This is a genomic window from Streptomyces sp. NPDC094448 (assembly GCF_044763775.1).
Taxonomy (GTDB): domain Bacteria; phylum Actinomycetota; class Actinomycetes; order Streptomycetales; family Streptomycetaceae; genus Streptomyces.
The window spans coordinates 621,126-644,072 of sequence record NZ_JBIWGU010000002.1; the positions used below are offsets into that span (position 1 = coordinate 621,126).

Sequence of the window (22,947 nt, forward strand, 5' to 3'; positions counted from 1 at the left end):
TTTACCTCTCCCGGACCGCACCGGCGGCAGGGCCGATGCCCGACTCCGCACAACCACACAACAACCCCCTCCGTGCAAGCCACCCGCCCGAGCACCTGCACGGCGTAGTACCTGCGCCACCCGCCGGGCGATACTGAAGGCATGACCGTGCAGCCCCTCTCGTCTCCCCTACCGGACGCGTTCGATCTGTTGTGTGCGCAGTACGCACAGCGACTGCCGGAACGGCTCGACGACCTGACCGGGCCCACCCACGGATCGGTCGACCTGCCCCTGCACGTCGTCTGGTCGGGCCGCCGCTCCTACGGGCTGGCACAGCCGCGCTCCCGGATGGGCCTGTACCGCACCGTCCTGGCCGAAGGCCAGCGCCAAGACCTGATCGACTTCCTCAACCGGGACCTGCTCGTCCAGCAGTGGCCCGTGCTGCGCACGCTGATCAGCCGCCCGATCAGGGACGTCTGGGAGAACGCTTTCCCCGAACTCATCACCGCAAAGGCCACGACCGCCGCGTGAACCTCACTGACCTGCACCGTCGGCTCCTGGCCGATGTCCTCGCCATCGGTACGCCCTATCCGCTAGTGATCACCGGCGGGTACGCCGTGCAGGCCCACGGGCTGGTCGACCGGCTCTCACAGGACCTGGACGTGGCCACCGAGAACCCGGCCCCCATCGACGAGATCATCCGCGCGGTCGGCGACGGTCTGGCCGAGCGCGGCTGGGGCGTCCGCCACATCGAATCCGGCCCCCTGTCGGGCCGGCTCATCACCACTGACCCCGCCACGGGTGAGGAGTGCGAGGTCGACATCCTCAAGGAAGCATTCTGGGCACCGCCGGCCCTCACCGAGTACGGTCCCGTTCTCTCACTGGACGACGTCATCGGCACCAAGGTCCGCGCGCTCGCGGACCGTGGCGCGGTCCGCGACCTCATCGACGTCCACGCCGCGATGCGACACCGCTCCACCGCGGATCTGGAAAACCTCGGCCGCCGCCACGCCCGCTTCGAATTCAGCCTCCACGACCTGCGCGACCGCCTCACGGGAGCCGAGTGGTGGGACGACCAGGACTTCGCCGAGTACGGCCTCAACCCCGAACAGACAGCAGACCTGCGCGCGTGGGCCCTCGAATGGGCCGACGACCTCGCCGCCCGGCTTCAGGCCGAGGACGACCCGGACGACTGCTGACCCTCCCATGACTCGGGGCAGTGGCTCCGGAGATCAGTTTCCGGTTCCGCGCCGGCCCGTTTCAGCAGCGCGCAGGACTGTGGTGGGTGCGGATCACTGCGCCGTGGGGCATGACGGCGACCAGCGGTGTGCTTCAGTCGGCTGTTTCGATCGGGATTTCGCCGTTGTCGAGAACGCCGAGAGACAGATCGTCCATGCGGACGATGGTCCCTGCCCTCATCATGTGACACCGCAGATCCCGCCCTCGGCCGACTGGCGACGCCGGGAATAGTTGCCACCCGCAGGCAAGTTGTCGCCAGGCACAAGATCCGTACGGCAGTTCGGGAGGGTCCATGGCAGTCCACGGCACGGTCACCGCCGGTTTCGAGGGGGTACGGGAGGAGTTCGCCGCCTTCCTCGCGGGCGAGGAGCACGAGCCGGGCGCGCAGCTGGTGGTGCACCGGGGCGGTGAGCGGGTGGTGGATCTGTGGTCGGACGGGGTCACCGCAGACTCCCTGATCGGCGTCTTCTCGTGCACCAAGGGCGCCGCCTATCTGGTGACCGCGCTCCTGGTCCAGGACGGTCTGCTGGACCTGGACCGTACCGTCGCCTCGTACTGGCCGGACTTCGCCGCCGAAGGGAAGGGCGGGGTCACCCTGCGCGAACTGCTCGCGCACCGGGCCGGAGTGGTCGGCCTGGACGCGGGCTTCACCCCGGAGGAGCTGGCCGACGACCGGGCGATCGCGGCCCGCCTCGCCGGGCAGCGCCCGTTCTGGCAGCCGGGGCGGTTCTTCGGCTACCACGGGTTCGTGATCGGCGCGCTGGTCGGAGAGGTCGTGTTCCGGGCCACGGGACGCACCCTGCACGAGTGGTACGAGGAGCGGATACGCGCCCCGTACGGCCTCGATATGTGGCTGGGCCTCCCGGAGTCCGAGGAGCCGCGCTATGTCACCGTCCTCCCGATGCTGCCGACCCCGGAGCAGCAGGCCGAACTGGACGCCGGGGCCCACGGCCCGTACAGCCTGGCCGGTATCGCCTTCAACCAGCATGTGGCGGATCCCGTCGAGCTGTACGACTTCCCGAACTCCCGCACGGTACGGGCCAAGGGGCAGACGTCGGCGGCCGGTATCGGCTCCGCGCGCGGACTGGCCGGGATGTACGCGGCGGCGGCGTTCGGACTGGACGGCCGGAGCCCGCTGCTGAAGCCGGACACGGCCGCCGAGTTCGCCCGGATCCACTCCGAAGGCAACGACCTGGTCAACGGGGAACCGGACGCGTTCGGCCTGGGCTTCCTCGCCATGGGCCTGCGCTTCTCCTTCCTCGGCGCCGACTCCTACGGCCACAGCGGCGCCGCGGGCTCCCTCGCCTTCGCCGACCCGCGGCAGGGCTTCGCCTACGCCTACACCCGCCGCCGGTTCGCCTTCCCGGGCGGTACGGCCCCGGAGAACGAGGGCCTGCTGAAGTCGGTGGTCCGGGCACTCGGCCGGTAAAGGCGTTCACCGGACCGGTGATACGCGCCGAGGGCCGTACGAGGCCGCCCCGGACGGCCCTCGGGGAGCGGTATGCGTTCTGGTCGGCGCCCGGTGGCGGTCGGCCTCGTCGCGCTGTCGCGCAGGGACCGGCGGAAGCCGTTCAGTCGGCGGCCGCACCCGGCGGCCGCTGCCGGAAGCGCCGGACGGATCGGGCCCGATGGCGTTCCAGCACTCCGATGGCGAGTGCCGAGGCGGCCGTCAGGCCGAACATCACCGAGCTGGAACCCCCGCCGGGCTCCCGCTCCCCGATGCCGACAGCGAACAGCACGACGACGAGTCCGAGCAGCCCGGCCTGTGTCCATCTGATGGCCACGGCCTTCCGGCCGCGGCCGGAAGGATCCTTCTCTTCTGGGCTCACCCGGGCTCCTCGTCCTGTTCGGTGCGCCGACTGTACTCATGCGCCGCCGACCGCGGATGGGGTTTTCCGGTGCAGGGGCCGGAGAGCGCGTTCGGTGCCGCCCGCACCGGTCGGCCGGACCGGAGACCCGCTACTGAGGCCGCCGCTGGAGCACACAGAACAAATTGTCCTCAGGATCCGCCAGGACGACCCACGACCGCTCCCCCTGGCCGATGTCCACCCGCCGGGCGCCGTGCGCCACCAGCCGGGCCACCTCGGCCTTCTGGTCGTCGGGCCGGAAGTCGAGGTGCAGCCGGCTCTTCGCCTTCCCGGCCTCGTCGACCCGGACGAACTCCAGGCCCGGCAGGCGGTCCGGGGCGGGGCGGATCTCGAACTCGTCGTCGGAGGAGTGGACCACCACCCAGCCCAGCGCGTCGGCCCACCACTGGCCCAAGGCCGCCGGATCCACCGAGTGGACGATTACCTGCTCCCATTCCAAGGTCATCCGCAGAGCTTAGACCTGCGGCCGTGCGGGAGGACCGGTACGCATCCGCGGCTCAGCTCCGGGGTGCGAGTTCCTCCAGGTCGCCGATGGTGCCGGACATGATGGCCCGGAGGTGTTCGGTGACGTGATCCGCGGGCCAGTCCCACCAGGCGAGGGCGAGCAGGCGGGCGATGTCGTCGTCGTTGTAGCGGGTACGGATGAGTTGCGCCGGGTTGCCGCCGACGATGCCGTAGTCGGGGACGTCGTCGACGACGACGGATCCGGAGGCGATGATCGCGCCGTGCCCGATGCGTACCCCGGGCATGACCATGGTGTTGTAGCCGAACCAGACGTCGTTTCCGACGATCGTGTCGCCCCTGCCGGGCAGGCCGGTGATCAGGTCGAAGTGTTCGGCCCAGGAGCCGCCCATGATGGGGAAGGGGAAGGTGGAGGGGCCGTCCATACGGTGGTTGGCGCCGTTCATGATGAACCGCACCCCGGTTCCCAGCGCGCAGTACTTCCCGATGACCAGCTTCTCGGGCCCGTAGTGGTAGAGGACGTTGCGGGTCTCGAACGCGGTCGCGTCGTCGGGGTCGTCGTAGTAGGAGTACTCCCCGGCTTCGATCAGCGGCGAGGTCACCAGAGGCTTGAGCAGGACCACCCGCGGCTGGTCGGGGAACGGGTGGAGCACCGTCGGGTCCGCGGGAACGCGGTTCATGGGGATCGCTTTCGGTCGGCGGCGGTTGACGATCACATCCATTCTGCGGACCGCCGCAAGCACTTTTCACGGAACCGGAGTCGGCCGGACGGCAACGGCCCCGGGACCCCCGCACCCCGCCCCCGTCCCGTCCTCCGGACGGACCGCCGCCCCGGACCCCGCCGACCGGGGCCCGGGGCGGCGGGGCTCTAGACGAACAGGCTCAGCAGCGCGGCGACCGCGAAACCGACGACCGACAGGACGCACTCCAGCACGGTCCACGACTTGAGGGTGTCGCGCTCCGAGATGCCGAAGTACTTCGCGACGATCCAGAAGCCGCCGTCGTTGACGTGCGAGGCGAAGATCGAACCCGCCGAGATCGCCATGATGACCAGCGCCAGGAACGCCTGCGAGTGGTCGGCGTTCTCGACCAGCGGGAGCACGATGCCCGCGGTGGTCACGATCGCGACCGTCGCCGAACCCTGCGCGACCCGCAGCACCAGCGAGATCAGATAGGCCAGCACGATGATCGGCAGGCCGACGTCCTCGAAGGTGTCGGAGAGGGCCTGCGCGACGCCGCTCGCCTTGAGGACGGCGCCGAAGACCCCGCCCGCGCCGACGACGAGCAGGATGTTGCCGACCGGCTTCAGGGACGAGGTCGACACCTGCTCCAGCGATTTGCGGGACCAGCCGCGCCGGATGCCCAGCAGGTAGTACGCCATCACCAGGGCGATGGTCAGGGCCACGAACGGGTTGCCGAAGAACTCGACGACCGAGCGGAACGTGGACTCGTCCAGCGCGATGGAGGAGAACGTGGCGGCCAGGATCAGCACCAGCGGCGTACCGATGATCAGCAGTACGGTCGCGAGGGATACCTCGGACTCGGGCGCGCTCCGGCCCTCCGCGGCGCGTTCGGCGGCAACCGTCGCCTTGGCCTCCTCGGCGGCCTCCAGCATGTCCTGCGGAACGTCGACGTGGATGCGCCGGCCGATCCAGTCCGAGAAGACCCAGGCGGCGGCGACCGCCGGAAGGCCCACCACGACGCCCATGAGGATGACCCAGCCCAGCGAGACGTCGAACAGCCCGGCCGCGGCGACCGGACCCGGGTGCGGCGGCAGGAAGGCGTGGGTCATGGAGAGACCGGCCAGCAGCGGCATCGCGTACAGCAGGATCGATTTGCCGGAGCGCTTGGCGGCGGCGTACACGATCGGCGCCAGGACGAAGATGCCGACGTCGAAGAAGACCGGGATACCGAAGATCACACCGGTCACACCCATGGCGAGCGGGGCGCGCTTCTCGCCGAAGAGGTTCAGCAGCCGCTTGCTGAGGACTTCGGCGCCGCCGGAGACCTCCAGGATGGCGCCGAGCATGGTGCCGAGGCCGATGATGATCGCGACATGGCCGAGGATGCCGCCCATTCCGGTCTCGATGACCGAGGTGGCGGCGGAGCGCTGGATGGTGCCGAAGAGTTCGGTGACGGAGAGACCGGCGGCGAGGCCGACGGCTATGGAGACGGCGAGCAGCGCGACGAACGGCTGGAGCCGCACCTTGATGATCAGCACCAGCAGCAGCACGATGCCGAGCGCGGCGACGGTCAGCAGACCGGCGGTGCCGTCGATGAGGAGGAGGAGTCCTCCGGTGTGGGGCGGTGCCTCGGCGGCGGGCGCCGAGGCGGCTATGGCGGTGGTTGGCAACACGACAAACCCTTACGTCGGTGGAGGGGTTCTCGGGTACGGCGGACCGCGGTACGGCGCTCCGCGGGCAGGGGGTGCGGAGGCCGGACCGTGTCCGGTGGTGCGGTGGTACGTCAGGGGTTCCAGCCGGGGGTGCGCTGAGGGGCTTCCGGAAGGATGACCACCGAGAGCCGAGAGCTACTGGTGTTGCTGATGTTGCTGGTGTGATCAGTGCGAGCGACGTGATCCCGTAGCGCCGGATAGGGCAGGTGGTGTCGTTCGCGGGGCCCGGAAGCGATGGCCGCCGGGCCGGGGTGCGGTCCACGGGGGTCTCCCGGGACCTGCGGAGGGGGCAGGGTTACAGCGCCGTGCGCAGGGGTGCACGGGCCGAACGGGGCGCCGCCGGAGGACCGTTCAGGGGCGGCCCGCCGGTGGCGGGTGCGGGCGCGGGCGCGCGGTTCCGCCCCGGCCGGCCCCGGGCCGTATCCGCGCAGTCCCGCCCGGCCCGCGCTGCGGGCGGACGGCGCCGCTGTCCGGACCCGGCCGTCCGCAGGCGGTTCATCCGGCACCGGCCGGATCGGTGGCCCGGCCGGTACCGGATGCCTGCGGGCGTACAGCCGTGGTGATCGTGGTGGTGCCGGGCGGTTCCCGACGCCCGCGGCCTGTCGCAGCCGTTGCCGTACGGCGGGACCGGACGCCCGCGGCCTACGGACCACCGCAGCACCCGGCCGTACCCGACCCGGTCACCGGGGCGCACCGGCCGGTACAGGGGGCCGGACCGGTGCCACCCGCCGGTCCGGTGGGAACGCGTGGCGACGCGCCCCCGCCGGACCGGATGCGTCAGCCCAGGACGGCCAGCGCGTCGATCTCGATGAGCAGCCCGGCCGGCAGACCGACGTACACGGTGGTACGGGCGGACGCCGGCGCCTTCAGGCCCTGCTCCTCGAAGTAGGCGTTGTAGATCTCGTTCATCTCGGCGAAGTGGTCCACGTCCGTCAGGTAGACGCGCATCATCATCACGTCGTCCCAGGACGCGCCGCCCTCCTCCAGGATCGCCTTGACGTTGGCGAAGGTCTGGAGGGTCTGCTCGCGCAGGGTCGGGCCGGCCGGCGTCGGGGGCTGCCCCTCGACCGCGGGCAGGAAGCCGACCTGGCCGGCGACCTGGAGGATGTTGCCCTTCTTCACGCCGTGCGAGAACTTCGCGGGCGGGGCGGTGTGGGTGGCGGGGGTGATCGCGGTCTTCTCGGTCATGCCTTTTCCTCGTGGGAGTCGGTGCCCGTGGGATTCGGGGAGGGACGGGTGGGTTCAGTGCGGGGTGACGGCCCCGGAGTACTCCCGGCTGATCGCGTCGGCGGTCCGGCGGACCAGCGGGAGAAGGGTGAGCAGTTCCTCGGCCGTGACGACGACGTTCGGCGCCGAGACCGACATCGCGGCGACGACCTTGCCGCCCGCGCCCCGGATGGGGGCGCCGATGCAGTTGATGGACTCCTCGTGGCCGCCGAGGTCGGTGGCCCAGCCCTGTTCGCGTACGGTCGCCAGCTCCTTGAGGAAGGCGGCGGCGTTCGGCGTCGAACGGGACGTGTACATGGGGTAGTCGAGCCGTTCGGCGATCATGCGCCGCTCGGACTCGGAGAGGTCGGCCAGCAGCAGCTTCGCCACGGCGGCGACGGTGATCGCGACCGGTTTGCCGATCCGGGAGTACATCCGGACCGGGTAGCGGCTCTCGACCTTGTCGATGTAGAGCACCTCGTTCTCCTCGTACACGGCGAGGTGGACGGTGTGCCCGATCTGCTCGTTGAGGGTGACGAGATGGGAGTGGGCGATCTCGCGGACATCGAGGTTCTCGATGGCCTCCTGGGCCAGGGCGAAGAGCCGCGCGCCGAGCCGGTAGCGCTGGTCCTGCTGCCGGAAGACGAGCCCGTGGTCGTGGAGGGTACGCAGCAGGCGCAGCGCGGTGGACTTGTGGACGTCGAGGCGCTGCGCGACCTGTCCGAGGTCGGCGGGTCCCTGGGCGAGCAGCGGCAGGATGCTCAGCGCGCGGTCGACGGTCTGGCTCATGGCGTACGTACCTCCTCATCCGCGGCTGAGGTCCAGCCGGGGCCGAGACGAAGTCTCTCCCAGTCGGTGTCGTCGAGGGCCGCCAGCCGGTCGGCGCGGTCCCGGCCGGGGGGTGTGCCGACGTCGCCGGGGACGGTGAGGGCGGCCGCGGCGGTGAGATGGCCGTGGCGCAGCCGGTCGCGCGGCGGGAGTCCGCGCAGGGTGGCGGAGAGGTAGCCGGCGGCGAAGGCGTCCCCGGCGCCGACGGGTGCGACGACCTCGACGGCGGGCGCGGGGACGAAGACGGCGGTGTCGGCGCCGTCGGTGCCGCGGACGTACGCGGTGGCCCCGGCGGCGCCCTGTTTGACGATCAGGGTCCGCGGTTCGGGCAGGGCGGCGCGGATCGCGTCGGGCCCGCCGATGCCCCAGGCGGTCTCGGCCTCGTCCTCGCCGACGAAGACCAGGTCCGCGTCGCGGGCGAGACCGAGGAGCACCGGTCCGGCTTCGGCGGCCCGCCAGAGTCCGGGGCGGTGGTTGACGTCGAAGGAGATCAGGGGGCGCTCTTCGCGGGAAAGCATCAGTTCGCGCAGGAGCGCGAGGCAGTCGGCGGAGAGGGCGGCGGTGATCCCGGAGAGATGCAGGACACGGGTGCGGGAGACCAGGGCGTACGGGACGGTCCGGGGCGACATCGCGGAGGCGGCGGACCCGGCGCGGTAGTAGGCGACCTCGTGGCCGGAGGCGGACCGGTCGGTGGCGGTGCGGAAGTAGACGCCGGTCGGGCGGCCGGGATCGCGGGCCACGGCGGAGGTGTCGACCCCGTAGGCGGCGACGGCGGCGACGAGATGGTCGCCGAAGCCGTCGGCGCCGACCCGGCTGACCCAGGCGGTGCGGTGTCCGGCGGCGGCCAGGGCGCAGGCGACGTTGGACTCCGCGCCGCCGATCGCGCGGGTGAAGGCGGGGACGTCGGCGAGGCGTCCGGGCACGGTGGGGAGGAACGTGACCATGGACTCACCGAGGCAGGTCACCTCGGTCACCGGCGCCGGGCCGGCCGCACCGGCCGCACCGGGCGGTGCCGGGAGGTCGGGGCCGTTCACGCTGCTCACCCTGGGGCTCCTCGCGGGGTCTGGGGCCGTCGGGTCCATTGACCCGGCGCTGGGCCGGATGTTAGACAGCACCAAGCGTTATACGCAATGACCGTTGCAGACAATGCAACGCAGGAACCGAGTACGACACGAGTACGAACCGAGGAGGCGACCCCATGCCCGCCGAACCGCTGGGCCAGCTCCGCCACGAGCGCGTCGACCACCGCTTCAAGGCGCTGCCGCCGGATGCCGACGGGCTGACCGTGGCCGAGCTGGCGGCCGAGCGCCGCTCCCTGTTCACCGGCGGCTTCACCACCCCCGTCCTCGCGCTCTCGGCCGCATCCGTCGAGCACAATCTCGACCTCCTCCAGACCTACTCGGAACGCCACGGCCTGGCCTTCGCCCCGCACGGCAAGACGTCCATGTCCCCCCAGCTCTTCGCCCGCCAGCTGGAGCGCGGCGCCTGGGGCATCACCGTCGCCGTCCCCCACCAGGCCCGGGTCTGCCGCGCCCACGGCATCCAGCGGATCTTCCTGGCCAACGAGGTCGTCGACCCGGCCGCGCTGCGCTGGCTGGCCGGGGAGCTGGACCGCGACCCCGACTTCCGCTTCGTCTGCTACGCCGACTCGGTGCGCGGCGTCGAGCTGATGGACCGGGCCCTGGCCGAGGCCGGGGCCCGCCGCCCGGTCGAGGTCGTCGTCGAACTCGGCGCCGGGGAGGGCGCCCGTACCGGAGCCCGTACGGAGGCCGAGTGCGCCGCCGTCGCCGATGCGATCGCCGCCACCGGCACGCTGAAGCTGGTGGGCGTCGCCGGATACGAGGGCGAGGTGCCCGAAGCCGACGGCGAGCGGGTCCGCGCCTGGCTGCGCCGCCTCGTGGCGCTGGCCGGGGCCTTCGACCGGGAGGGCCGGTTCGCCGACAGCGCCGATGTGGTGATCAGCGCGGGCGGCTCCGCCTGGTTCGACGCCGTCGCGGACGTCTTCGCGGAGATCCCGGCGCTCTCCCGCCCGGTGCTGAAGCTGCTGCGCTCCGGCGCCTACGTCTCCCACGACGACGGCCACTACCGCCATCTCACCCCCTTCAACCGGGTTCCCGACGAGGGCGCGCTCCAGCCCGCGTTCCGGCTCTGGGCCCAGGTCGTCTCCCGGCCGGGACCCGGGCAGGCCTTCCTCAACGCGGGCAAGCGGGACGCCGCGTACGATCTCGACCTCCCCGAGGCCCAGGTGGTCCGGTCCGCGCGGACCGGCGAGATCCGCCCCGCCGACGGCATCGAGATCAGCGGGCTCTCCGACCAGCACGGCTGGGTCCGCACCTCTCCCGACGCCGAACTGGAGGTCGGGGACTGGATCGGCATGGGCCTGTCCCATCCCTGTACGTCCTTCGACAAGTGGCAGCTGATCCCGGTGGTCGAAGCCGACGGCACCGTCACCGACTTCATCCGCACCTTCTTCTGAGACAGGCGGAACAGCGATGGACCTCCTCATCCGCGACACCCGTGTCGTCGACGGCAGCGGCGGCGCCTCCTACCGTGCCGACGTCCTGATACGCGACGGCCGGATCGCCGCGATCCGCCGCGAGGGCGACCCGGCCCCCGCCACCGCCCCCGGCACCCGTGTCCTCGACGCCGCCGGTCTTGCACTCGCCCCCGGCTTCATCGATATGCACGCCCACAGCGACCTGGCACTGCTGCGCGACCCCGGCCACGAGGCGAAGGCCGCCCAGGGCGTCACCCTCGAAGTGCTGGGCCAGGACGGACTCTCGTACGCCCCCGTCGACGACCGCACCCTCGAAGGCGTCCGCCGCTCCATCAACGGCTGGAACGGCGGCGGACCCGGCGACGACTCCGTCGACTTCGACTGGCGTACGGTCGGCGAATACCTCGACCGCCTCGACCGGGGCATCGCGGTCAACGCCGCCTACCTCGTCCCCCAGGGCACCGTCCGGATGTACGCGGTCGGCTGGGAGGACCGCCCGGCCACCGGCGCCGAGCTGACCCGGATGAAGCAGCTCGTCGCCGAGGGCCTGGAACAGGGCGCCGTCGGCATGTCCTCCGGACTCACCTACACCCCCGGGATGTACGCCCCCGAGGCCGAACTGACCGAACTGTGCCGGGTCGTCGCCTCCTACGGCGGCTACTACTGCCCGCACCACCGCTCCTACGGCGCCGGTGCCCTCCAGGCGTACGAGGAGATGGTCCGGCTCAGCCGGGAGGCGGGCTGCGCCCTGCACCTGGCGCACGCCACCATGAACTTCGGCGTCAACAAGGGGAAGGCGGGCGAACTGCTGGCCCTTCTCGACGAGGCGCTGGACGCGGGCGCCGACATCAGCCTCGACACGTACCCCTACACCCCCGGCTCCACCACCCTGGTCGCCACCCTGCCGAGCTGGGCGAGCGAAGGCGGCCCCGACGCACTGCTGGAGCGGCTGCGGGACGACGAGACCGCGGAGCGGATCCGGCACCATCTGGAGGAGATCGGCTCCGACGGCTGCCACGGGGTGCCGATGGAGTGGGAGACCATCGAGATCTCCGGAGTCTCCGACCCGGCGCTCGGCGGGTACGTCGGCAAAACCGTCGAGGAGTCAGCGAAGGAACGCGGCGAGGCGCCGTGGGTCACCGCCCGCGGGCTGATGATCGCGGACCGGCTCGGCTCGACGATCCTCCAGCACGTGGGCCACGAGGAGAACGTCCGCACGATCATGCGCCACCGGGTCCACACCGGCGGCAGCGACGGCATCCTCCAGGGCGCGAAACCGCATCCGCGGGCGTACGGCACCTTCCCGCACTACCTCGGACGGTACGCGCGCGACCTCGGCGTCCTGTCGCTGGAGGAGACGGTCGCGCATCTGACCTCCCGCCCGGCGGCCCGGCTGCGGCTGCCGGACCGCGGACTGGTCCGCGAGGGCTACCGCGCGGACCTGGTGCTCTTCGATCCGGCGACGGTGGCGGCGGGCTCCACGTTCGAGACGCCGCGGACCCTTCCGACGGGCATTCCGTACGTCCTGATCGACGGCCGCTTCGTCATCGAGGACGGTGTCCGTACGGATGTCCTCGCGGGCCGCTCGGTCCGGCGCCGGCCGGTGGACTGAGCCACCGAGACGCCGAGATGCCGAGCGACCGAGACGTCCGTGCCGGGGCCCCACCGCCGTCGGGGCACCGGCACGGATCCCCCCGGGAGGCTTGAGGTCGGGGGCCGCCCGCTCCCTCCAGGGGGCTTGAGACCGGGGTGCGCCCGGCGCCGGCGGGTGCCGGAGGCTCGGGGCGCGCCCGGCGCGGTGAGGGTGCGTTTCCTGCCGGGGCGGGGGTCCGGGACGCACCCGGCGCGATGAGGGCACGCTGCCGGCCATCCGTCACGGACGGACGGTCGCTCGCGCAGTTCCGCCCCCTATGCCCGAACGGCATGGGGGAACCCCCAGCGCCCCTATGCCCGAAGGGCGTGGGGGCGGACCCCCGCGCCCCCGCGCCCTCGGCCCAGAGGCACTCTGGCGTCAAAAGCCCCGGGGCGCGCCCCGCGGAGAATCCTCCGCCCCCCTGGAAGGGCTACGCGCCCGGGAGACGGCCCTGGGCCAGGGAGGACGCCGCGTCCGCGACCGGGGCGAGCACCCCGCCGGGCGGGGGCTTCAGCAGATTGCGGTCGATTTCGCCGCCGGACGTGGCGGTCGCCTCGGCGGGGGCGGCGTGGGCCGCGGTCGCCGCACCCGCCGCCGCCACGGCGGCCAGAGCGAGTCCGGTCGCGGTGAGCGCACGGGAGGGCTTGCGGTGTCGGTGGTTGCTTCGGTTCGTCATGCCCGGCGCAACGGCCCGACCCCCGCGGGGGTCACGGCCCGGACACCACTCGCACAGACGATCAGTTCACCGAAGATCCGTTACCACCTACGAGGTACCGCGTTGTCAACGTGAAGGCCGCAAGTTCCGCGGCCGATGCTCAGACTCTGCAAGGAGAACTACTGATGTCGCGTATCGCGAAGGCCGCCGCCGTCATCGCCGGGTCCGGCGCCCTGCTGGCCGGTGGCGCGGGCATGGCCGCCGCTGACGCCGGAGCCCACGGTGCCGCCGCCAACTCCCCCGGCGTCATCTCCGGCAACGTCGTCCAGGTTCCGATCAACATCCCCGTGAACGTGTGCGGCAACACGATCGACGTGATCGGCCTGCTGAACCCGACGTTCGGCAACCAGTGCGTCAACGCCGGCGGCGGCGCTTACTGATCCCCGGATTCCCCGAGCCCGAGGGCCCCGCTCCCCGACCTCCGTCGGCGGACCGGGGCCCTCGGCCTGTGCACCGGCGGGCGCCGCTCACCCGTAGCGGTACCAGCGCGTGTGGTCCAGCAGCTCGGCGGGGGCCACGTCCCACGGCGGCAGCGGCTCGTCCAGCGCGAAGACCCGGTTGTGCTGCCGGTCGCCCCGGGGCAGCTTCGCCGCCGGAAGATAGCCCGACTCCGGATGCGTCCGCCGCCACCGCTCCCACAGCAGGTCGACGAAGGAGTGGTGCAGCCAGAACACGGGATCGTTGGGCGAGGTGGCGCCCAGCATCAGCCCGCCCACCCAGCGGTGCACCCGGTTGTGTGTGCGCCAACGCTCCGGACTGCCTGCGGCCCAGCCCTCCAGGGCGTTGCGGAAACCCCTGCGCGCCGTGGAGTCCCACGGCGGAGCGTCATACTCCGGATCGGCGAGGGCCCGCTCGACGTCCTCCTTCGTCGGCAGCGTCAGCGGATCGGACGGGCGGCCCAGGTCACGGGTGAGATACCGGCCGTCCACCACCCGCGAGTTGACCGTCCAGTTGCCGTTCCCGTAGGCGAAAGGACCGGTGGTGACCTGGCGGTCGCCCGTCCGGCCGGTGCCGCCGAGGAAGTCGTCCGCCCAGAGGGACGACGTGGGCGAGGTGTCCAGCGTCCAGTCCCAGTACGGGACGGTGACCCGCTCGTCGATCCGTTGGAGCGCCCGCTCGAACTCCAGCAGATAGCGCCGGTGCCAGGGGAAGAACGACGGGGTCATATGCGCGGCCCGGGGCCGCAGCTCGCCGTCCGTGACATAGAACTCGCCGTGCATCCGGACGAACTCGTCGTACGCGCCGCGGCGCTTCAGCTCCAGCACCGCGTCCACGAAGCGCCTCTTCTCCGCCGCGGTCAGATCGCGCTGGTTCTTGCGGACGGGCACCGCGGGCGCGCCGGACGCGGGCGCCCCGGCCACGGGAGACTCAGCCACGGTGCACCGCCAGCTGCGCCGCTCCCAGTTCGTCGACGGCGGCACGGGCGACCTCCCGCAGCGTCGGGAAGGACTCGTAGTGGTTGACCAGGCTCATAAAGCTGCCGTCGGCGCGCCGCATGATGTGCAGCGGTCTGCCGTCGATCCGTACCTCCACCGTCGGCAGCGCACCCGCGTGCCCCGCCGGGCCGTGCGCCGGAGCGCCGCGGGCCGGGACCAGCACCGTCGCCGTGCCCTCGATACGCCGGCCGCGGTACGTCTCCGAGAACCGCTCCAGCGCGGCGGGCCCGGCCGCCCCGGGGCCGGGGCGCAGGGTGCCGAGCAGCGGCGCCAGCGCCCCGGCGGTCCCCCCGACCACCGCCGCGGTGAACAGCGCGCGGAGCGCCAGCCGGCGCGGCAGGCCCGCACCGGAACGGCCGGGGCTGGTGGTGGCGTTGGTGCCGAGGCGGTCGGGGATGCGCATGGGGCGGCCCTTCACGGTCTGCGGGGAACAGGGGTACGGACCCTGTCAACGAGAGGACGGCGAAAGGGTTCCCCTTCCGGGTGGACCGTCCCGCCCGGCCGATACCACCGGCAGGTCCGGTGGTGGCGTCAGTGGTACAGCACGCCCGCCGTGGGTGCTCCCCGGAACTCCGGCGTGAGCAGGGCCAGCTCCGGCAGGACCGGTTCGGGCTGTCCGTACAGTTCGGGCCGGGGCGCCGACAGCGGGGCGCCCAGGGAGGCGCCGGGGGTGGCCAGCGACAGCTCCCCCGCCTCGGACGTGGCCTGTGCGACCCCCAGGGTGCCCTCGCCGAGCGGTTCCGTCACGGGTACCCCCAGCTCCGTCACGGGCAGTTCGCTGCTGAGCGGGATCTGCGGGAGCGTTCCGTACGGGAGCATCCGCCCGGCGACATGCTCGGGAGCCTGCGGGGCGCCCGGCACCGGCACGGGCACGCCGGTGCTCAACTCGGGCGCCGGTACCGGGAGGACCGTTTCCAGGCTCTCCAGCGGAAGGGTGACCGGAACGGACACGGCGGCGGCGGAGCCCGCCCCGACGGCCGATGCCATGCACGCCAGCACCGCCGCGACTGAACACCTGGTGGTCGACTTCATGGGTGGTTGTGCTCCTCTTCCTTCTCGTCTTCTCATCGTGCCGGTTGCGACAACCGCGTCCGGAGAACGACCGCGGCGACCGGGCCGGGACAAAGTTCCCCCGAATGCAGCAACCGCAGGGCCCTGCCCTGCGGAACGGGGCCGCGGGCAGCGGGAATATGGGGGGCGGTCCCGGTGCGGGAGTCCGCCCGGCCGGTCCGACCCCGAGGAGAGCACAGGCCATGAACACCCCGGCCCCCGCCCGTATCCGCACATCCGGCCCCGACGGCGACCGCGGGCCCTTCGATCTCGCCGATCCGGCGTTCTGGACGCTGCCCCGCCCCGACCGGCTGGCGGCCTTCGCCGCGCTGCGGTCCCTCGGAGCGCCGGTCCGCTTCGGCGCCCCCGAAGGGCCCGGCGGTTTCTACGCCCTGGTGCGGCACGCCGATGTCCAGCACGCCAGCCGGACGCCCCGGACCTTCACCAGCGCCCCCGGGGTCACCACCCCCGAACCGGCGGCCTGGGTGAAGGCGCTGTTCGGCAACTCCATGGTGAACATGGACGATCCGGACCACGCCGATCTGCGGCGGATCGTCGCCCGCGCGTTCACCCCGCGGCTGCTCGCGGCGGCCGAGGAGAACATCCGCGCGGTGGCCGCGCGGATCGTGGACGAGATGCTCCGGGACCGGCCGGCGGACTTCGTGGCGGCGGTGGCGTCCCGGATGCCGTTCGAGATCATCTGCGATCTGATGGGCATCCCGGAGGTCCACCGGCGGGAGATCGCCCGCCGGATCGACGAGGCGTCGCAGAACGTGGGCGTGGGCCGGCGGAGGCTGCGGATGCCGGGACGGGGGCTGCGCGCCCTGGCACACCTCCAGCGCGTAATGGGCCGGCTGGCGCGGGAGCGCCGCCGCGAGCCCGCGGGCGATCTGATCTCGGCGCTGGTCACGGCGGACGTCGACGGCCGGGCGCTGAACGCCCGGGAGCTGGGCGCGTTCTTCTCGCTGCTGCTGGTCGCCGGGGTGGAGACCACGCGCAACGCCCTGGCGCACGGTCTGGTCCTGCTCGGCGAACACCCCGAGCAGCGGGAGCTGCTGGCCTCGGACATCGAGCGGTACGGGGACGGTGCAGCGGAGGAGATCGTCCGGCACTCGACACCGATCATCCAGTTCCGGCGGACGGTGGCGGCCGAGTGCCGGGTCGGCGGACGCGATCTCCGTCCGGGCGACAAGGTGGTGCTGTTCTACGCGTCGGCCAACCGCGACGAGGCGGTGTTCGCATCGCCCGACGTCTTCGACATCACCCGGTCGCCCAACCCTCATCTGGGGTACGGGGGCGGTGGACCGCACTACTGCCTGGGCGCGCATCTGGCGCGCCAGGAGATGAAGGCGGTCTTCGGTGAACTGCTGGCCCGGACGGACGGCCTGCGGGCCACGGGCCCGGCGGAACTGGTCGCGTCCAGTTTCGACAACCGGGTTCGGGCACTGCCGTTCGCCTTCACCGCCCGGCGGTGAAGGCGAACCGCCTCGGGGCCGTTACGAACGGAGCTGGGAGACGCGGACCAGGATATGCGCGGACGACAGCAGGGTCTCCTCGTCACCGAGGTAGGTCTGGAGGCTCTCCTCGGTGATCTGCTCGCCGGGCTTGGCCTCGGGCCAGGGGCGGCTGGCGATGATGACATGGGCGTGGCCCCGGCCGTCGGCCGCCGCCAGCCACTCCGGCGGAGCCGGGCACTGGGCGCTGAGGTGCGGCATGTTGAGGACGGCCTGTCCGGCCTCCACCAGCAGCCGGACCGGGGAAGTCACCGAAGCCGAGGTGGCATCGGACATATCTCCCGCCTTGGCCCCGCAATCCGCGATCATTCCGAGCAGGGCGGCCTCGCCCTCCTCCGCGCTGCCCGCGCCGTCACCGAGGGAATAGACGAGGAGATAGGGCATATCGTGCCCGGCCTCGGGATCACCGGTCCAGGCGAGTACGGAAAGCGTTCCCAAATGACTGCGGTCGACGGAATTCTTGGCGGAGGTGGCAGTGTTGGCTGTCGTCATGGTTCGGCACCCTAGTGCCCCGGAACCCCCGTCCACCCTCGGCGTTCACCTGCTCGGCGGAGCTTGAAGCCGCCACTCGACGACCGATTTTCCGAGGTCACAGTGGAATTGGCCGAGAGCGGCGGACTCCGGCACATCGAACAGCAGCCAGCCCTCGACAGAATCACCCGCCGCAAGAATGTTCCATTTCACCGGAAGCCCGGTGGTGATTTCCCCGCCGGATACCGCCGGATGGCGTTTTCCGGCCGTATCGGTGACCCAGGTCCGCGTACCGCTCGCATCGTAGGAGCTGCCGCCGACATTGAGCAGGGCGACCCGGATCCCGACCCGGCGCATCCCCTCCGCCGGACGGGAGACGGGCACCCCCGTCCTCCGGACCGGCACGGCGGGGTCGACGTACGCCGTGGCGGACATCCGCAGATGCTCACCGGAGGCCCGTCCGCCGAGGTCGACGGCGTCGCCCAGAAGCGCCGCGCCCCGGGCGCCCCCGGCAGGCCGGGCGGTCGCGGCCGGATGGACCTGCTTGGCATCCGCACTCTCGACGGGCGCGCCCTGGCAGGCGGTCAGACCACTGCCGAGCACCGAGACCGACAGCAGAAACGGCAGCGCCTTGCGTCGCATCATGATCCCCTCATCCAGGCCGTTTTCCGTATGATCACGGCCTTGACGCCCCGAGGACGGCCATTCGGGGCCCCACCGGGTTCGTGTCGGCCCAGGTGCACACCACCGCGCCATCCACACCCCACCGGCGTGCGCCCAGCGCCCTTTTTGGGGGCGCACGCGCCGTCTCCGTACAGCCGATTACGCGCTCTTCCGGCGCCGGGGCGCGGAATGGCGGCCCCCGGGTACCGGCTCACACCCCTACGCCTCGAAAAACCGTTCCTGCGCTACTCCGCGCAGGCATGCCGACAGTGACTTCGTCCCGTGAGCCCCCGTTTGCTGTCGTATGGCAAGGACATCCTCGACTCCCCGATGGCAGCGCGTCCCGACCATCCCGGCCCCTCACCCGGGTACCCACGCCCACCCGGCGGCCCCACCGGCCGGAACGACCCCGATCTACGAAGAGCTGCTCCGCGAATGGTCGGAGGCCAACCGCACCCTCCCGGGCGGCCCGGACCTGGAATGGGCCCGCACCACCCGCTTCCCACCCCCGCACGACCCCCTCACCGGCCCCCCGCCCCCACCCCTGCGCGGCACCTGGTTCCACCCGGCCTGACCCGGGGGAACCCGGCCCGGCCCCCCTGTCCGGGCGGGCCCGGCCGGGGTTCAGCCCTCCCGTACCCGATCCCGCCGGGCGGCGGAAGGCGGCTGGGGCGGGGCCGGGACCCGGCCCGGGCGGGGGGTTCGGCGGAGGTGGTGGTGGAGGGCCGTCAGGATTCTCGGGGCTGTGTACGTCGCTCCGTGGACGAAGCGCATCGACGGGCCGAACGCCGGGGCGCTCAGCAGGCCCGTGAAGAACAGGCCGGGGCACGACGATTCGAACGACGGGCTCAGCTCCGGGGCGCGGCCGGTGCCGAGCGTGGACAGGCGGGCGCGGAGCCGGGCGTCGAGAAGGGTGAGCCGGTCGAGGTCCGGGACGAATCCGGTGGCGGCCACCACATGGGCGGTGTCGACGGTGACCGGGCCGCCGGGGGCGTCCAGGGCGAGCCGGACCCGGCCCTCGTGGAGCCGGGCGCCGCGGATCCGGTGGGCCAGCAGTTCCGGGACCCGGCCCTCGTACCGCTCCCGCAGCCACCAGGCGCCCGCCGGACCCAGTGCGGTGCGGGCGATGTGCTCGCGCCGGGCGTCGGACAGTCTCCTTACGGCCCAGGGCAGTTCCGAGTAGATCCAGCTCCGCCAGCCGGAGCCGAGACCGCTGAGCGGGGTCCGCAGCCGCCGCGGCAGCGGCCGGTCCTCCGGTACCGGGACGGTGTTCCAGTTCACCCGCCCCGCCCGCGCCACCAGCAGGGGCCGGGCGCCGCCCTCCGCCAGAAGTGTCGCCGTCTCCAGAGCCGCCTGGCCCGCGCCGACGACCGTGACGTCCCGGCCGCGGAAGCCGCTCAGATCGTGGTGGCCGGTGCTGTGCGTAACGTACTCCCGCGGCAGTTTCGCCAGCGGCCCCGGGATCCGGGCGAACGGCAGCACCCCGACGGCGACGACGACGGTACGGGCCCGGACACTCTCGCCGTCCGCGGTTCCGACGGTGAACCCGTCGCCGCCCGCCGCGATCCGGGTCACGATCCGCTCGTCGAGACCGGGCACGGCGTGCCGGGCGAACCAGAGCCCGTAGTCCGTGAAGGCTCCGATCGGCAGCGGACGGCCGTGCTCGGTCGGGAAACCCGCCTCGGCGCCGTAGCGGGCGAGAGTACGCGCACCGGCCGGATCCGACAGATTCGACGCCCACGGCTCGGACTTGAGGTACATCCCCTCGGGCATATGGTCCCGCCAGGACTCCATCGCCCGGCCGAAGACCTTCGCCCGCATTCCGGCGGCGGCCGCATGCGCGGCAACCGACAGCCCGTAGGGCCCGGCGCCGATGACTGCCACGTCGTACATGGTGCGTTTCCTCCTGGGTGAGGGGTGGGGAGGGGATGAGGGGACGGGGACGGGGCCTTCAGGGGTGGTGCAGTACCGCGCGAGCCCGGCGGACTCCCTTGGTCAGCCCGCGCCCCAGCCAGGCGCCCGCCATGGCCGCAAAGGGCAGCGGATCGTCCCCGGCGAACCAGGCGGACTCGATACCGGGCCCGTGGCCGAGCCGTCCGAGGCCGGACAAGGCGGATGGAGAGGAGAGCGCAGACAGGGCGGGCAAGGCGGCCGGGGCTGCGGAACGTGCACGAGGGGCCGGGGCTGCGGGACGTGCACGAGGGGCCGGGGCTGCGGGACGTGCACGAGGGGCCGGGGCTGCGGGTTCTGTGCCGGCCCGGCGCCGTGCGGCGGGGCGGGCCGTCAGCGCCGACAGCAGCGCATAGTTCTCGGCGACGAAGACCCGGCCCGGACTTTCCCCGGGCGGCGGCGGGACCTGGCCGGTCAGATCCCGGTACAGCGCCCGCACGACATCCGTACCGTCGGGTGCCGTGAAGAGCCGGAACTGCGCCCCGGGCCGGGGGTTGGCGTCCAGCAGCCGGTAGGTGCCGCCGGTCCGGTCGCGCCGGAGGTCGAGGTCGATGACGCCCCGGTAGCCGGTGTGCGCCACCAGCCCGAGGGCGATCGCCGCCACCTCCTGATTGGGGTGCCAGCGGCCCTTGGCGGTCAGTCCGGCGCGCGGCGGCCAGGAGAGTTCCTTGCGGCCGGTGCCCCCGGCCAGCAGCCGGCCGCCGGCACCGAAACAGCCGTGGAAGAACCAGTCCGCGTCCGGCACGTCCGGCAGCCGGCGCTGGAGCAGCAGACCGGCCCCGCTGTCCGCGCCCCGCTCGTACAGCGCCCCCGCCGCGCCCGGCGAGCGGACCAGGGTCGTACTGCGCAGTCCGGTCCCCGCCGGCAGCAGCCACGGGCGGCTCCACTTGGCGACCAGCGGCAGCCCGAGGGCGCCCACGGCCCCGGCGGCTTCGGCCGCGCTGCCGGGCACCACGGTCTCCGGATGCGGAACACCCGCCCGCCCGCACACCTCCGCGAGCAGCGACTTGTCGGCGAGCGCGTCCGGCAGCCCCGGGGCCTGGTCGGGCACGAGATAGCGGGCACCGAGTCGGGGCGCGTGCGCGGCCGTGAGGATCGCACCGAGATCGTCCATCGGGATCAGTACGGCGGGCCGGCCGATCCGCTCCGAGACCCGCAGCAGCAGTTCGGTGAAGCCGGTGCCGTCCGGGCGGACCGCGCCGGGGGCGACGAAGTGCGCCCGGTGCAGATACCGGGAGCGGACGACGGGGCTCGCCGCCGACTCGACGACGGCGTGCACCTCGACCCCGGCCCGCCCCAGGGATCTGACGGCCCCGAGGGTCCCGTGGTGAAAGGGGTTCCGGTCGAGGCGCAGCACCAGCGCGGGAACCCCGGCGTCGAACGGTGGCATGGACGTCACATCTTTCACCTGGATGGTCGTGCGGAACGCGGTGATGATCGCGAATGGCCTACCGGAGGTCGCCCGGACCGCTCATTCGTAGGACTTTCTTCCTACGGCCGGATACGACGGACGGGACCGGACAGAGCGTCAGTCCGACGGGCCGCCAGATCACCGCTCTGCCCCAGGAGGAGCCATGACCCGAAGGCGCCGTCTCACCGGCACTACCATCGGAACGGTCGCCGCGAGTCTGCTGGTCTCCACAGGTGCCGTCGCGGGCGCGGCGGGTGCCGCCCGGGCCGGGGACCAGTCCGGGCGCCCGGCCGCCGTCGGCGCGTACGTCGACTACGGCTCGGCGGGTCCGCGCCGTATCGCCGAACTGTCGCGGTGGCTCGGCGGTGCGGAGCTGCGGGTCGGCCACACCTATCTGCCCGGCGACCGGTGGGCCGGTATCGAGGGGCAGGTCGGCTTCCTCGACGACTGGGCCCGCTGGCGGCGCGCCCGTGACGACCGGATGTTCGTCCTCAATGTGCCGATGCTGGAGCGGAACGAGGCCCGGGTGCCGGACCACGAGGTCCGTACGCTGCTGCGGGCGGGCGCGTCGGGGCAGTACGACGAACACTTCAGGGCGCTGGCCCGGCGCCTGGTGGACCTCGGCGTACCGGACACCGTCCTGGTCCTGGGCTGGGAGATGAACGGCATCACCTACACGCACCGCTGCGGACCGGATCCGGAGGCGTGGAAGACGTACTGGAACCGGATCGTGACGGCGATGCGCTCGGTCGAGGGCCAGGCCTTCCGCTTCGACTTCGCGCCGAACCGGGGGCAGGACGCGGTGCCGTGGACCGCCTGCTACCCGGGCGACGAGGTGGTCGACATCATCGGGATGGACTCGTACGACCAGGCACCGGGCCGGACCTTCGAGGAGCAGGCGTCGGCGCCGTACGGGCTCCGTGCCCAGGTGGAGTTCGCGCGCGAGCACGGCAAGGCGATCTCGTACCCGGAGTGGGGGCTGTTCCGCAACGGGGACAACCCTGAATACATGCGGGGGATGCTGGACTGGATCGAGCAGCACCGGCCGCTTTACCACACCATCACGGACTACTGTCCGCACGGCGTCTGGCAGTGTGATAGCAACCCCAAATCGTCGAGTGTGTTCCGCACCCGGCTGTACAACCAGACGGGCCCGTCGGTGCCGCCGGTCCCGCCGGTCCCGCCGGTGCCGCCCGTACCGACACCGCCCGTGCCGCCCGTCCCGCCGGTACCGACAGCGCCTCCGGCACCCCCGGCACCTTCCGTGCCGCCCGTACCGCCCGTCCCGCCGGTACCGACAGCGCCTCCGGCACCCCCGGCACCTCCCGTGCCGCCGGAGCCCACGGTGCCGGTGCCGCCGGTGGTCACCGACCCGCCCCCGGAGCCGGAGGAGCCCACCGTGCCCCCGGCGCCGACCCCGACGGTTCCCGTGCCGGTGCCGAGCCTGCCCGTCCCGACCGTCCCGCCCGTCGCACCCGGACGGCTCGGCAAGGTCGACTGGTGCTTCCAGGTCCCGTTCTCCCCCTGGACGGACTCCTGGGCCCCGGGCGGGAAGTTCTGTGTGAAGGTCCCCTGGCCCGAGGACCGGCCCAACCCCCGCCCCGACGGTCGCTGAGCCCGCCCGGCCGGC

Annotated in this window: 24 protein-coding genes; 9 read left to right on the top strand and 15 right to left on the bottom strand. The window is 72.5% G+C overall.

Going from position 1 to position 22,947, the window contains the following annotated elements; translation table 11 throughout:
* Positions 1–141: 141 nt before the first annotated feature.
* The 3 genes from ACIQ9E_RS06190 to ACIQ9E_RS06200 all read left to right on the top strand — a co-directional run bounded on the left by ACIQ9E_RS06190 (position 142) and on the right by ACIQ9E_RS06200 (position 2,647).
* On the top strand, positions 142–510 hold the full coding sequence (locus ACIQ9E_RS06190; protein ID WP_403702639.1) for a hypothetical protein: 369 nt from the start codon (positions 142–144) through the stop codon (positions 508–510).
* Positions 507–1,178, top strand: a complete 672-nt coding sequence (locus tag ACIQ9E_RS06195) for a nucleotidyl transferase AbiEii/AbiGii toxin family protein (RefSeq protein WP_403702642.1) — start codon at positions 507–509, stop codon at positions 1,176–1,178. Before ACIQ9E_RS06190 ends, ACIQ9E_RS06195 begins: the two co-directional genes overlap by 4 nt.
* 332 nt (positions 1,179–1,510) lie before the next feature.
* Complete coding sequence (locus ACIQ9E_RS06200) at positions 1,511–2,647, top strand: serine hydrolase domain-containing protein (RefSeq protein WP_403702644.1); 1,137 nt, start codon at positions 1,511–1,513, stop codon at positions 2,645–2,647.
* A gap of 142 nt (positions 2,648–2,789) precedes the next feature.
* Here the strand turns inward: ACIQ9E_RS06200 and ACIQ9E_RS06205 are convergent, their stop codons facing one another.
* The 7 genes from ACIQ9E_RS06205 to ACIQ9E_RS06235 form a co-directional block, all read right to left on the bottom strand.
* Complete coding sequence (locus ACIQ9E_RS06205) at positions 2,790–3,047, bottom strand: hypothetical protein (protein WP_403702647.1); 258 nt, start codon at positions 3,045–3,047, stop codon at positions 2,790–2,792.
* Positions 3,048–3,177: 130 nt separating this feature from the next.
* Complete coding sequence (locus ACIQ9E_RS06210; RefSeq protein ID WP_403702650.1) at positions 3,178–3,531, bottom strand: VOC family protein; 354 nt, start codon at positions 3,529–3,531, stop codon at positions 3,178–3,180.
* Positions 3,532–3,583: 52 nt separating this feature from the next.
* Positions 3,584–4,228 (bottom strand): CatB-related O-acetyltransferase, encoded by a 645-nt coding sequence (locus ACIQ9E_RS06215; protein WP_403702653.1) that lies wholly within the window; start codon positions 4,226–4,228, stop codon positions 3,584–3,586.
* Between the two features lie 188 nt (positions 4,229–4,416).
* The gene (locus tag ACIQ9E_RS06220) at positions 4,417–5,901 is read right to left on the bottom strand and encodes a GntP family permease (protein WP_403702951.1); all 1,485 of its coding nucleotides are present in this window, start codon (positions 5,899–5,901) and stop codon (positions 4,417–4,419) included.
* An 819-nt stretch (positions 5,902–6,720) separates the two neighbouring features.
* Complete coding sequence (locus ACIQ9E_RS06225; RefSeq protein ID WP_006346964.1) at positions 6,721–7,131, bottom strand: RidA family protein; 411 nt, start codon at positions 7,129–7,131, stop codon at positions 6,721–6,723.
* A gap of 54 nt (positions 7,132–7,185) precedes the next feature.
* The gene (locus ACIQ9E_RS06230) at positions 7,186–7,938 is read right to left on the bottom strand and encodes an IclR family transcriptional regulator (RefSeq protein ID WP_366254833.1); all 753 of its coding nucleotides are present in this window, start codon (positions 7,936–7,938) and stop codon (positions 7,186–7,188) included.
* Positions 7,935–8,921 (bottom strand): sugar kinase, encoded by a 987-nt coding sequence (locus tag ACIQ9E_RS06235; protein WP_403702954.1) that lies wholly within the window; start codon positions 8,919–8,921, stop codon positions 7,935–7,937. The genes ACIQ9E_RS06230 and ACIQ9E_RS06235 overlap by 4 nt, the downstream gene beginning before the upstream one ends.
* A gap of 254 nt (positions 8,922–9,175) precedes the next feature.
* Between ACIQ9E_RS06235 and ACIQ9E_RS06240 the strand changes: the two genes are divergently transcribed.
* Both ACIQ9E_RS06240 and ACIQ9E_RS06245 read left to right on the top strand, forming a co-directional pair.
* Positions 9,176–10,453 (top strand): amino acid deaminase, encoded by a 1,278-nt coding sequence (locus ACIQ9E_RS06240; RefSeq protein WP_403702657.1) that lies wholly within the window; start codon positions 9,176–9,178, stop codon positions 10,451–10,453.
* Positions 10,454–10,469: 16 nt separating this feature from the next.
* Entirely contained in the window at positions 10,470–12,086 is a 1,617-nt protein-coding gene (locus tag ACIQ9E_RS06245) for an amidohydrolase family protein (protein ID WP_403702660.1), read from the top strand.
* 451 nt (positions 12,087–12,537) lie between these two features.
* Here the strand turns inward: ACIQ9E_RS06245 and ACIQ9E_RS06250 are convergent, their stop codons facing one another.
* On the bottom strand, positions 12,538–12,783 hold the full coding sequence (locus ACIQ9E_RS06250; protein WP_403702663.1) for a hypothetical protein: 246 nt from the start codon (positions 12,781–12,783) through the stop codon (positions 12,538–12,540).
* Positions 12,784–12,947: 164 nt separating this feature from the next.
* Here ACIQ9E_RS06250 and ACIQ9E_RS06255 point away from each other — a divergent pair, with 164 nt between their 5' ends.
* On the top strand, positions 12,948–13,202 hold the full coding sequence (locus ACIQ9E_RS06255; protein ID WP_403702665.1) for a chaplin: 255 nt from the start codon (positions 12,948–12,950) through the stop codon (positions 13,200–13,202).
* Positions 13,203–13,289: 87 nt separating this feature from the next.
* Here the strand turns inward: ACIQ9E_RS06255 and ACIQ9E_RS06260 are convergent, their stop codons facing one another.
* From ACIQ9E_RS06260 to ACIQ9E_RS06270, 3 genes are all read right to left on the bottom strand, one after another.
* Positions 13,290–14,150 carry a tyrosinase family protein gene (locus ACIQ9E_RS06260; protein WP_403702957.1) on the bottom strand — a complete coding sequence of 287 codons (861 nt, stop codon included), beginning with the start codon at positions 14,148–14,150 and terminating at the stop codon, positions 13,290–13,292.
* A 40-nt stretch (positions 14,151–14,190) separates the two neighbouring features.
* Positions 14,191–14,661, bottom strand: coding sequence for a tyrosinase family oxidase copper chaperone (locus ACIQ9E_RS06265; protein WP_403702667.1), 471 nt, complete (start codon positions 14,659–14,661; stop codon positions 14,191–14,193).
* 128 nt (positions 14,662–14,789) lie between these two features.
* Positions 14,790–15,290, bottom strand: a complete 501-nt coding sequence (locus ACIQ9E_RS06270) for a hypothetical protein (RefSeq protein ID WP_403702670.1) — start codon at positions 15,288–15,290, stop codon at positions 14,790–14,792.
* A gap of 221 nt (positions 15,291–15,511) precedes the next feature.
* Here ACIQ9E_RS06270 and ACIQ9E_RS06275 point away from each other — a divergent pair, with 221 nt between their 5' ends.
* A complete protein-coding gene (locus ACIQ9E_RS06275; RefSeq protein ID WP_403702674.1) occupies positions 15,512–16,783 on the top strand; it encodes a cytochrome P450 in 1,272 nt (423 codons plus the stop codon).
* Between the two features lie 21 nt (positions 16,784–16,804).
* On the opposite strand, the gene ACIQ9E_RS06280 is transcribed toward ACIQ9E_RS06275, so the two are convergent.
* A complete protein-coding gene (locus ACIQ9E_RS06280; RefSeq protein ID WP_403702677.1) occupies positions 16,805–17,314 on the bottom strand; it encodes a DUF5949 family protein in 510 nt (169 codons plus the stop codon).
* A 45-nt stretch (positions 17,315–17,359) separates the two neighbouring features.
* Positions 17,360–17,938 (bottom strand): DUF4352 domain-containing protein, encoded by a 579-nt coding sequence (locus tag ACIQ9E_RS06285; protein ID WP_403702680.1) that lies wholly within the window; start codon positions 17,936–17,938, stop codon positions 17,360–17,362.
* A gap of 322 nt (positions 17,939–18,260) precedes the next feature.
* Between ACIQ9E_RS06285 and ACIQ9E_RS06290 the strand changes: the two genes are divergently transcribed.
* Complete coding sequence (locus ACIQ9E_RS06290; protein ID WP_403702683.1) at positions 18,261–18,530, top strand: hypothetical protein; 270 nt, start codon at positions 18,261–18,263, stop codon at positions 18,528–18,530.
* A 50-nt stretch (positions 18,531–18,580) separates the two neighbouring features.
* Here ACIQ9E_RS06290 and ACIQ9E_RS06295 read toward each other — a convergent pair whose 3' ends face one another.
* Entirely contained in the window at positions 18,581–19,849 is a 1,269-nt protein-coding gene (locus tag ACIQ9E_RS06295; protein WP_403702686.1) for an NAD(P)-binding domain-containing protein, read from the bottom strand.
* A gap of 58 nt (positions 19,850–19,907) precedes the next feature.
* On the bottom strand, positions 19,908–21,296 hold the full coding sequence (locus tag ACIQ9E_RS06300; protein WP_403702960.1) for an ATP-grasp domain-containing protein: 1,389 nt from the start codon (positions 21,294–21,296) through the stop codon (positions 19,908–19,910).
* 184 nt (positions 21,297–21,480) lie between these two features.
* Between ACIQ9E_RS06300 and ACIQ9E_RS06305 the strand changes: the two genes are divergently transcribed.
* Positions 21,481–22,932 (top strand): glycoside hydrolase family 26 protein, encoded by a 1,452-nt coding sequence (locus ACIQ9E_RS06305; protein WP_403702689.1) that lies wholly within the window; start codon positions 21,481–21,483, stop codon positions 22,930–22,932.
* Positions 22,933–22,947 lie beyond the last annotated feature (15 nt).

Bases quoted from the DNA above. Each gene is read 5' to 3' on its own strand.
- ACIQ9E_RS06190 (WP_403702639.1), top strand. From the start codon at position 142: ATGACCGTGCAGCCCCTCTCGTCTCCCCTACCGGACGCGTTCGATCTG.
- ACIQ9E_RS06200 (WP_403702644.1), top strand. From the start codon at position 1,511: ATGGCAGTCCACGGCACGGTCACCGCCGGTTTCGAGGGGGTACGGGAG.
- ACIQ9E_RS06210 (WP_403702650.1), bottom strand. From the start codon at position 3,531: ATGACCTTGGAATGGGAGCAGGTAATCGTCCACTCGGTGGATCCGGCG.
- ACIQ9E_RS06215 (WP_403702653.1), bottom strand. From the start codon at position 4,228: ATGAACCGCGTTCCCGCGGACCCGACGGTGCTCCACCCGTTCCCCGAC.
- ACIQ9E_RS06225 (WP_006346964.1), bottom strand. From the start codon at position 7,131: ATGACCGAGAAGACCGCGATCACCCCCGCCACCCACACCGCCCCGCCC.
- ACIQ9E_RS06230 (WP_366254833.1), bottom strand. From the start codon at position 7,938: ATGAGCCAGACCGTCGACCGCGCGCTGAGCATCCTGCCGCTGCTCGCC.
- ACIQ9E_RS06235 (WP_403702954.1), bottom strand. From the start codon at position 8,921: ATGGTCACGTTCCTCCCCACCGTGCCCGGACGCCTCGCCGACGTCCCC.
- ACIQ9E_RS06240 (WP_403702657.1), top strand. From the start codon at position 9,176: ATGCCCGCCGAACCGCTGGGCCAGCTCCGCCACGAGCGCGTCGACCAC.
- ACIQ9E_RS06245 (WP_403702660.1), top strand. From the start codon at position 10,470: ATGGACCTCCTCATCCGCGACACCCGTGTCGTCGACGGCAGCGGCGGC.
- ACIQ9E_RS06250 (WP_403702663.1), bottom strand. From the start codon at position 12,783: ATGACGAACCGAAGCAACCACCGACACCGCAAGCCCTCCCGTGCGCTC.
- ACIQ9E_RS06255 (WP_403702665.1), top strand. From the start codon at position 12,948: ATGTCGCGTATCGCGAAGGCCGCCGCCGTCATCGCCGGGTCCGGCGCC.
- ACIQ9E_RS06265 (WP_403702667.1), bottom strand. From the start codon at position 14,661: ATGCGCATCCCCGACCGCCTCGGCACCAACGCCACCACCAGCCCCGGC.
- ACIQ9E_RS06270 (WP_403702670.1), bottom strand. From the start codon at position 15,290: ATGAAGTCGACCACCAGGTGTTCAGTCGCGGCGGTGCTGGCGTGCATG.
- ACIQ9E_RS06275 (WP_403702674.1), top strand. From the start codon at position 15,512: ATGAACACCCCGGCCCCCGCCCGTATCCGCACATCCGGCCCCGACGGC.
- ACIQ9E_RS06280 (WP_403702677.1), bottom strand. From the start codon at position 17,314: ATGACGACAGCCAACACTGCCACCTCCGCCAAGAATTCCGTCGACCGC.
- ACIQ9E_RS06285 (WP_403702680.1), bottom strand. From the start codon at position 17,938: ATGATGCGACGCAAGGCGCTGCCGTTTCTGCTGTCGGTCTCGGTGCTC.
- ACIQ9E_RS06290 (WP_403702683.1), top strand. From the start codon at position 18,261: ATGGCAAGGACATCCTCGACTCCCCGATGGCAGCGCGTCCCGACCATC.
- ACIQ9E_RS06295 (WP_403702686.1), bottom strand. From the start codon at position 19,849: ATGTACGACGTGGCAGTCATCGGCGCCGGGCCCTACGGGCTGTCGGTT.
- ACIQ9E_RS06300 (WP_403702960.1), bottom strand. From the start codon at position 21,296: ATGCCACCGTTCGACGCCGGGGTTCCCGCGCTGGTGCTGCGCCTCGAC.
- ACIQ9E_RS06305 (WP_403702689.1), top strand. From the start codon at position 21,481: ATGACCCGAAGGCGCCGTCTCACCGGCACTACCATCGGAACGGTCGCC.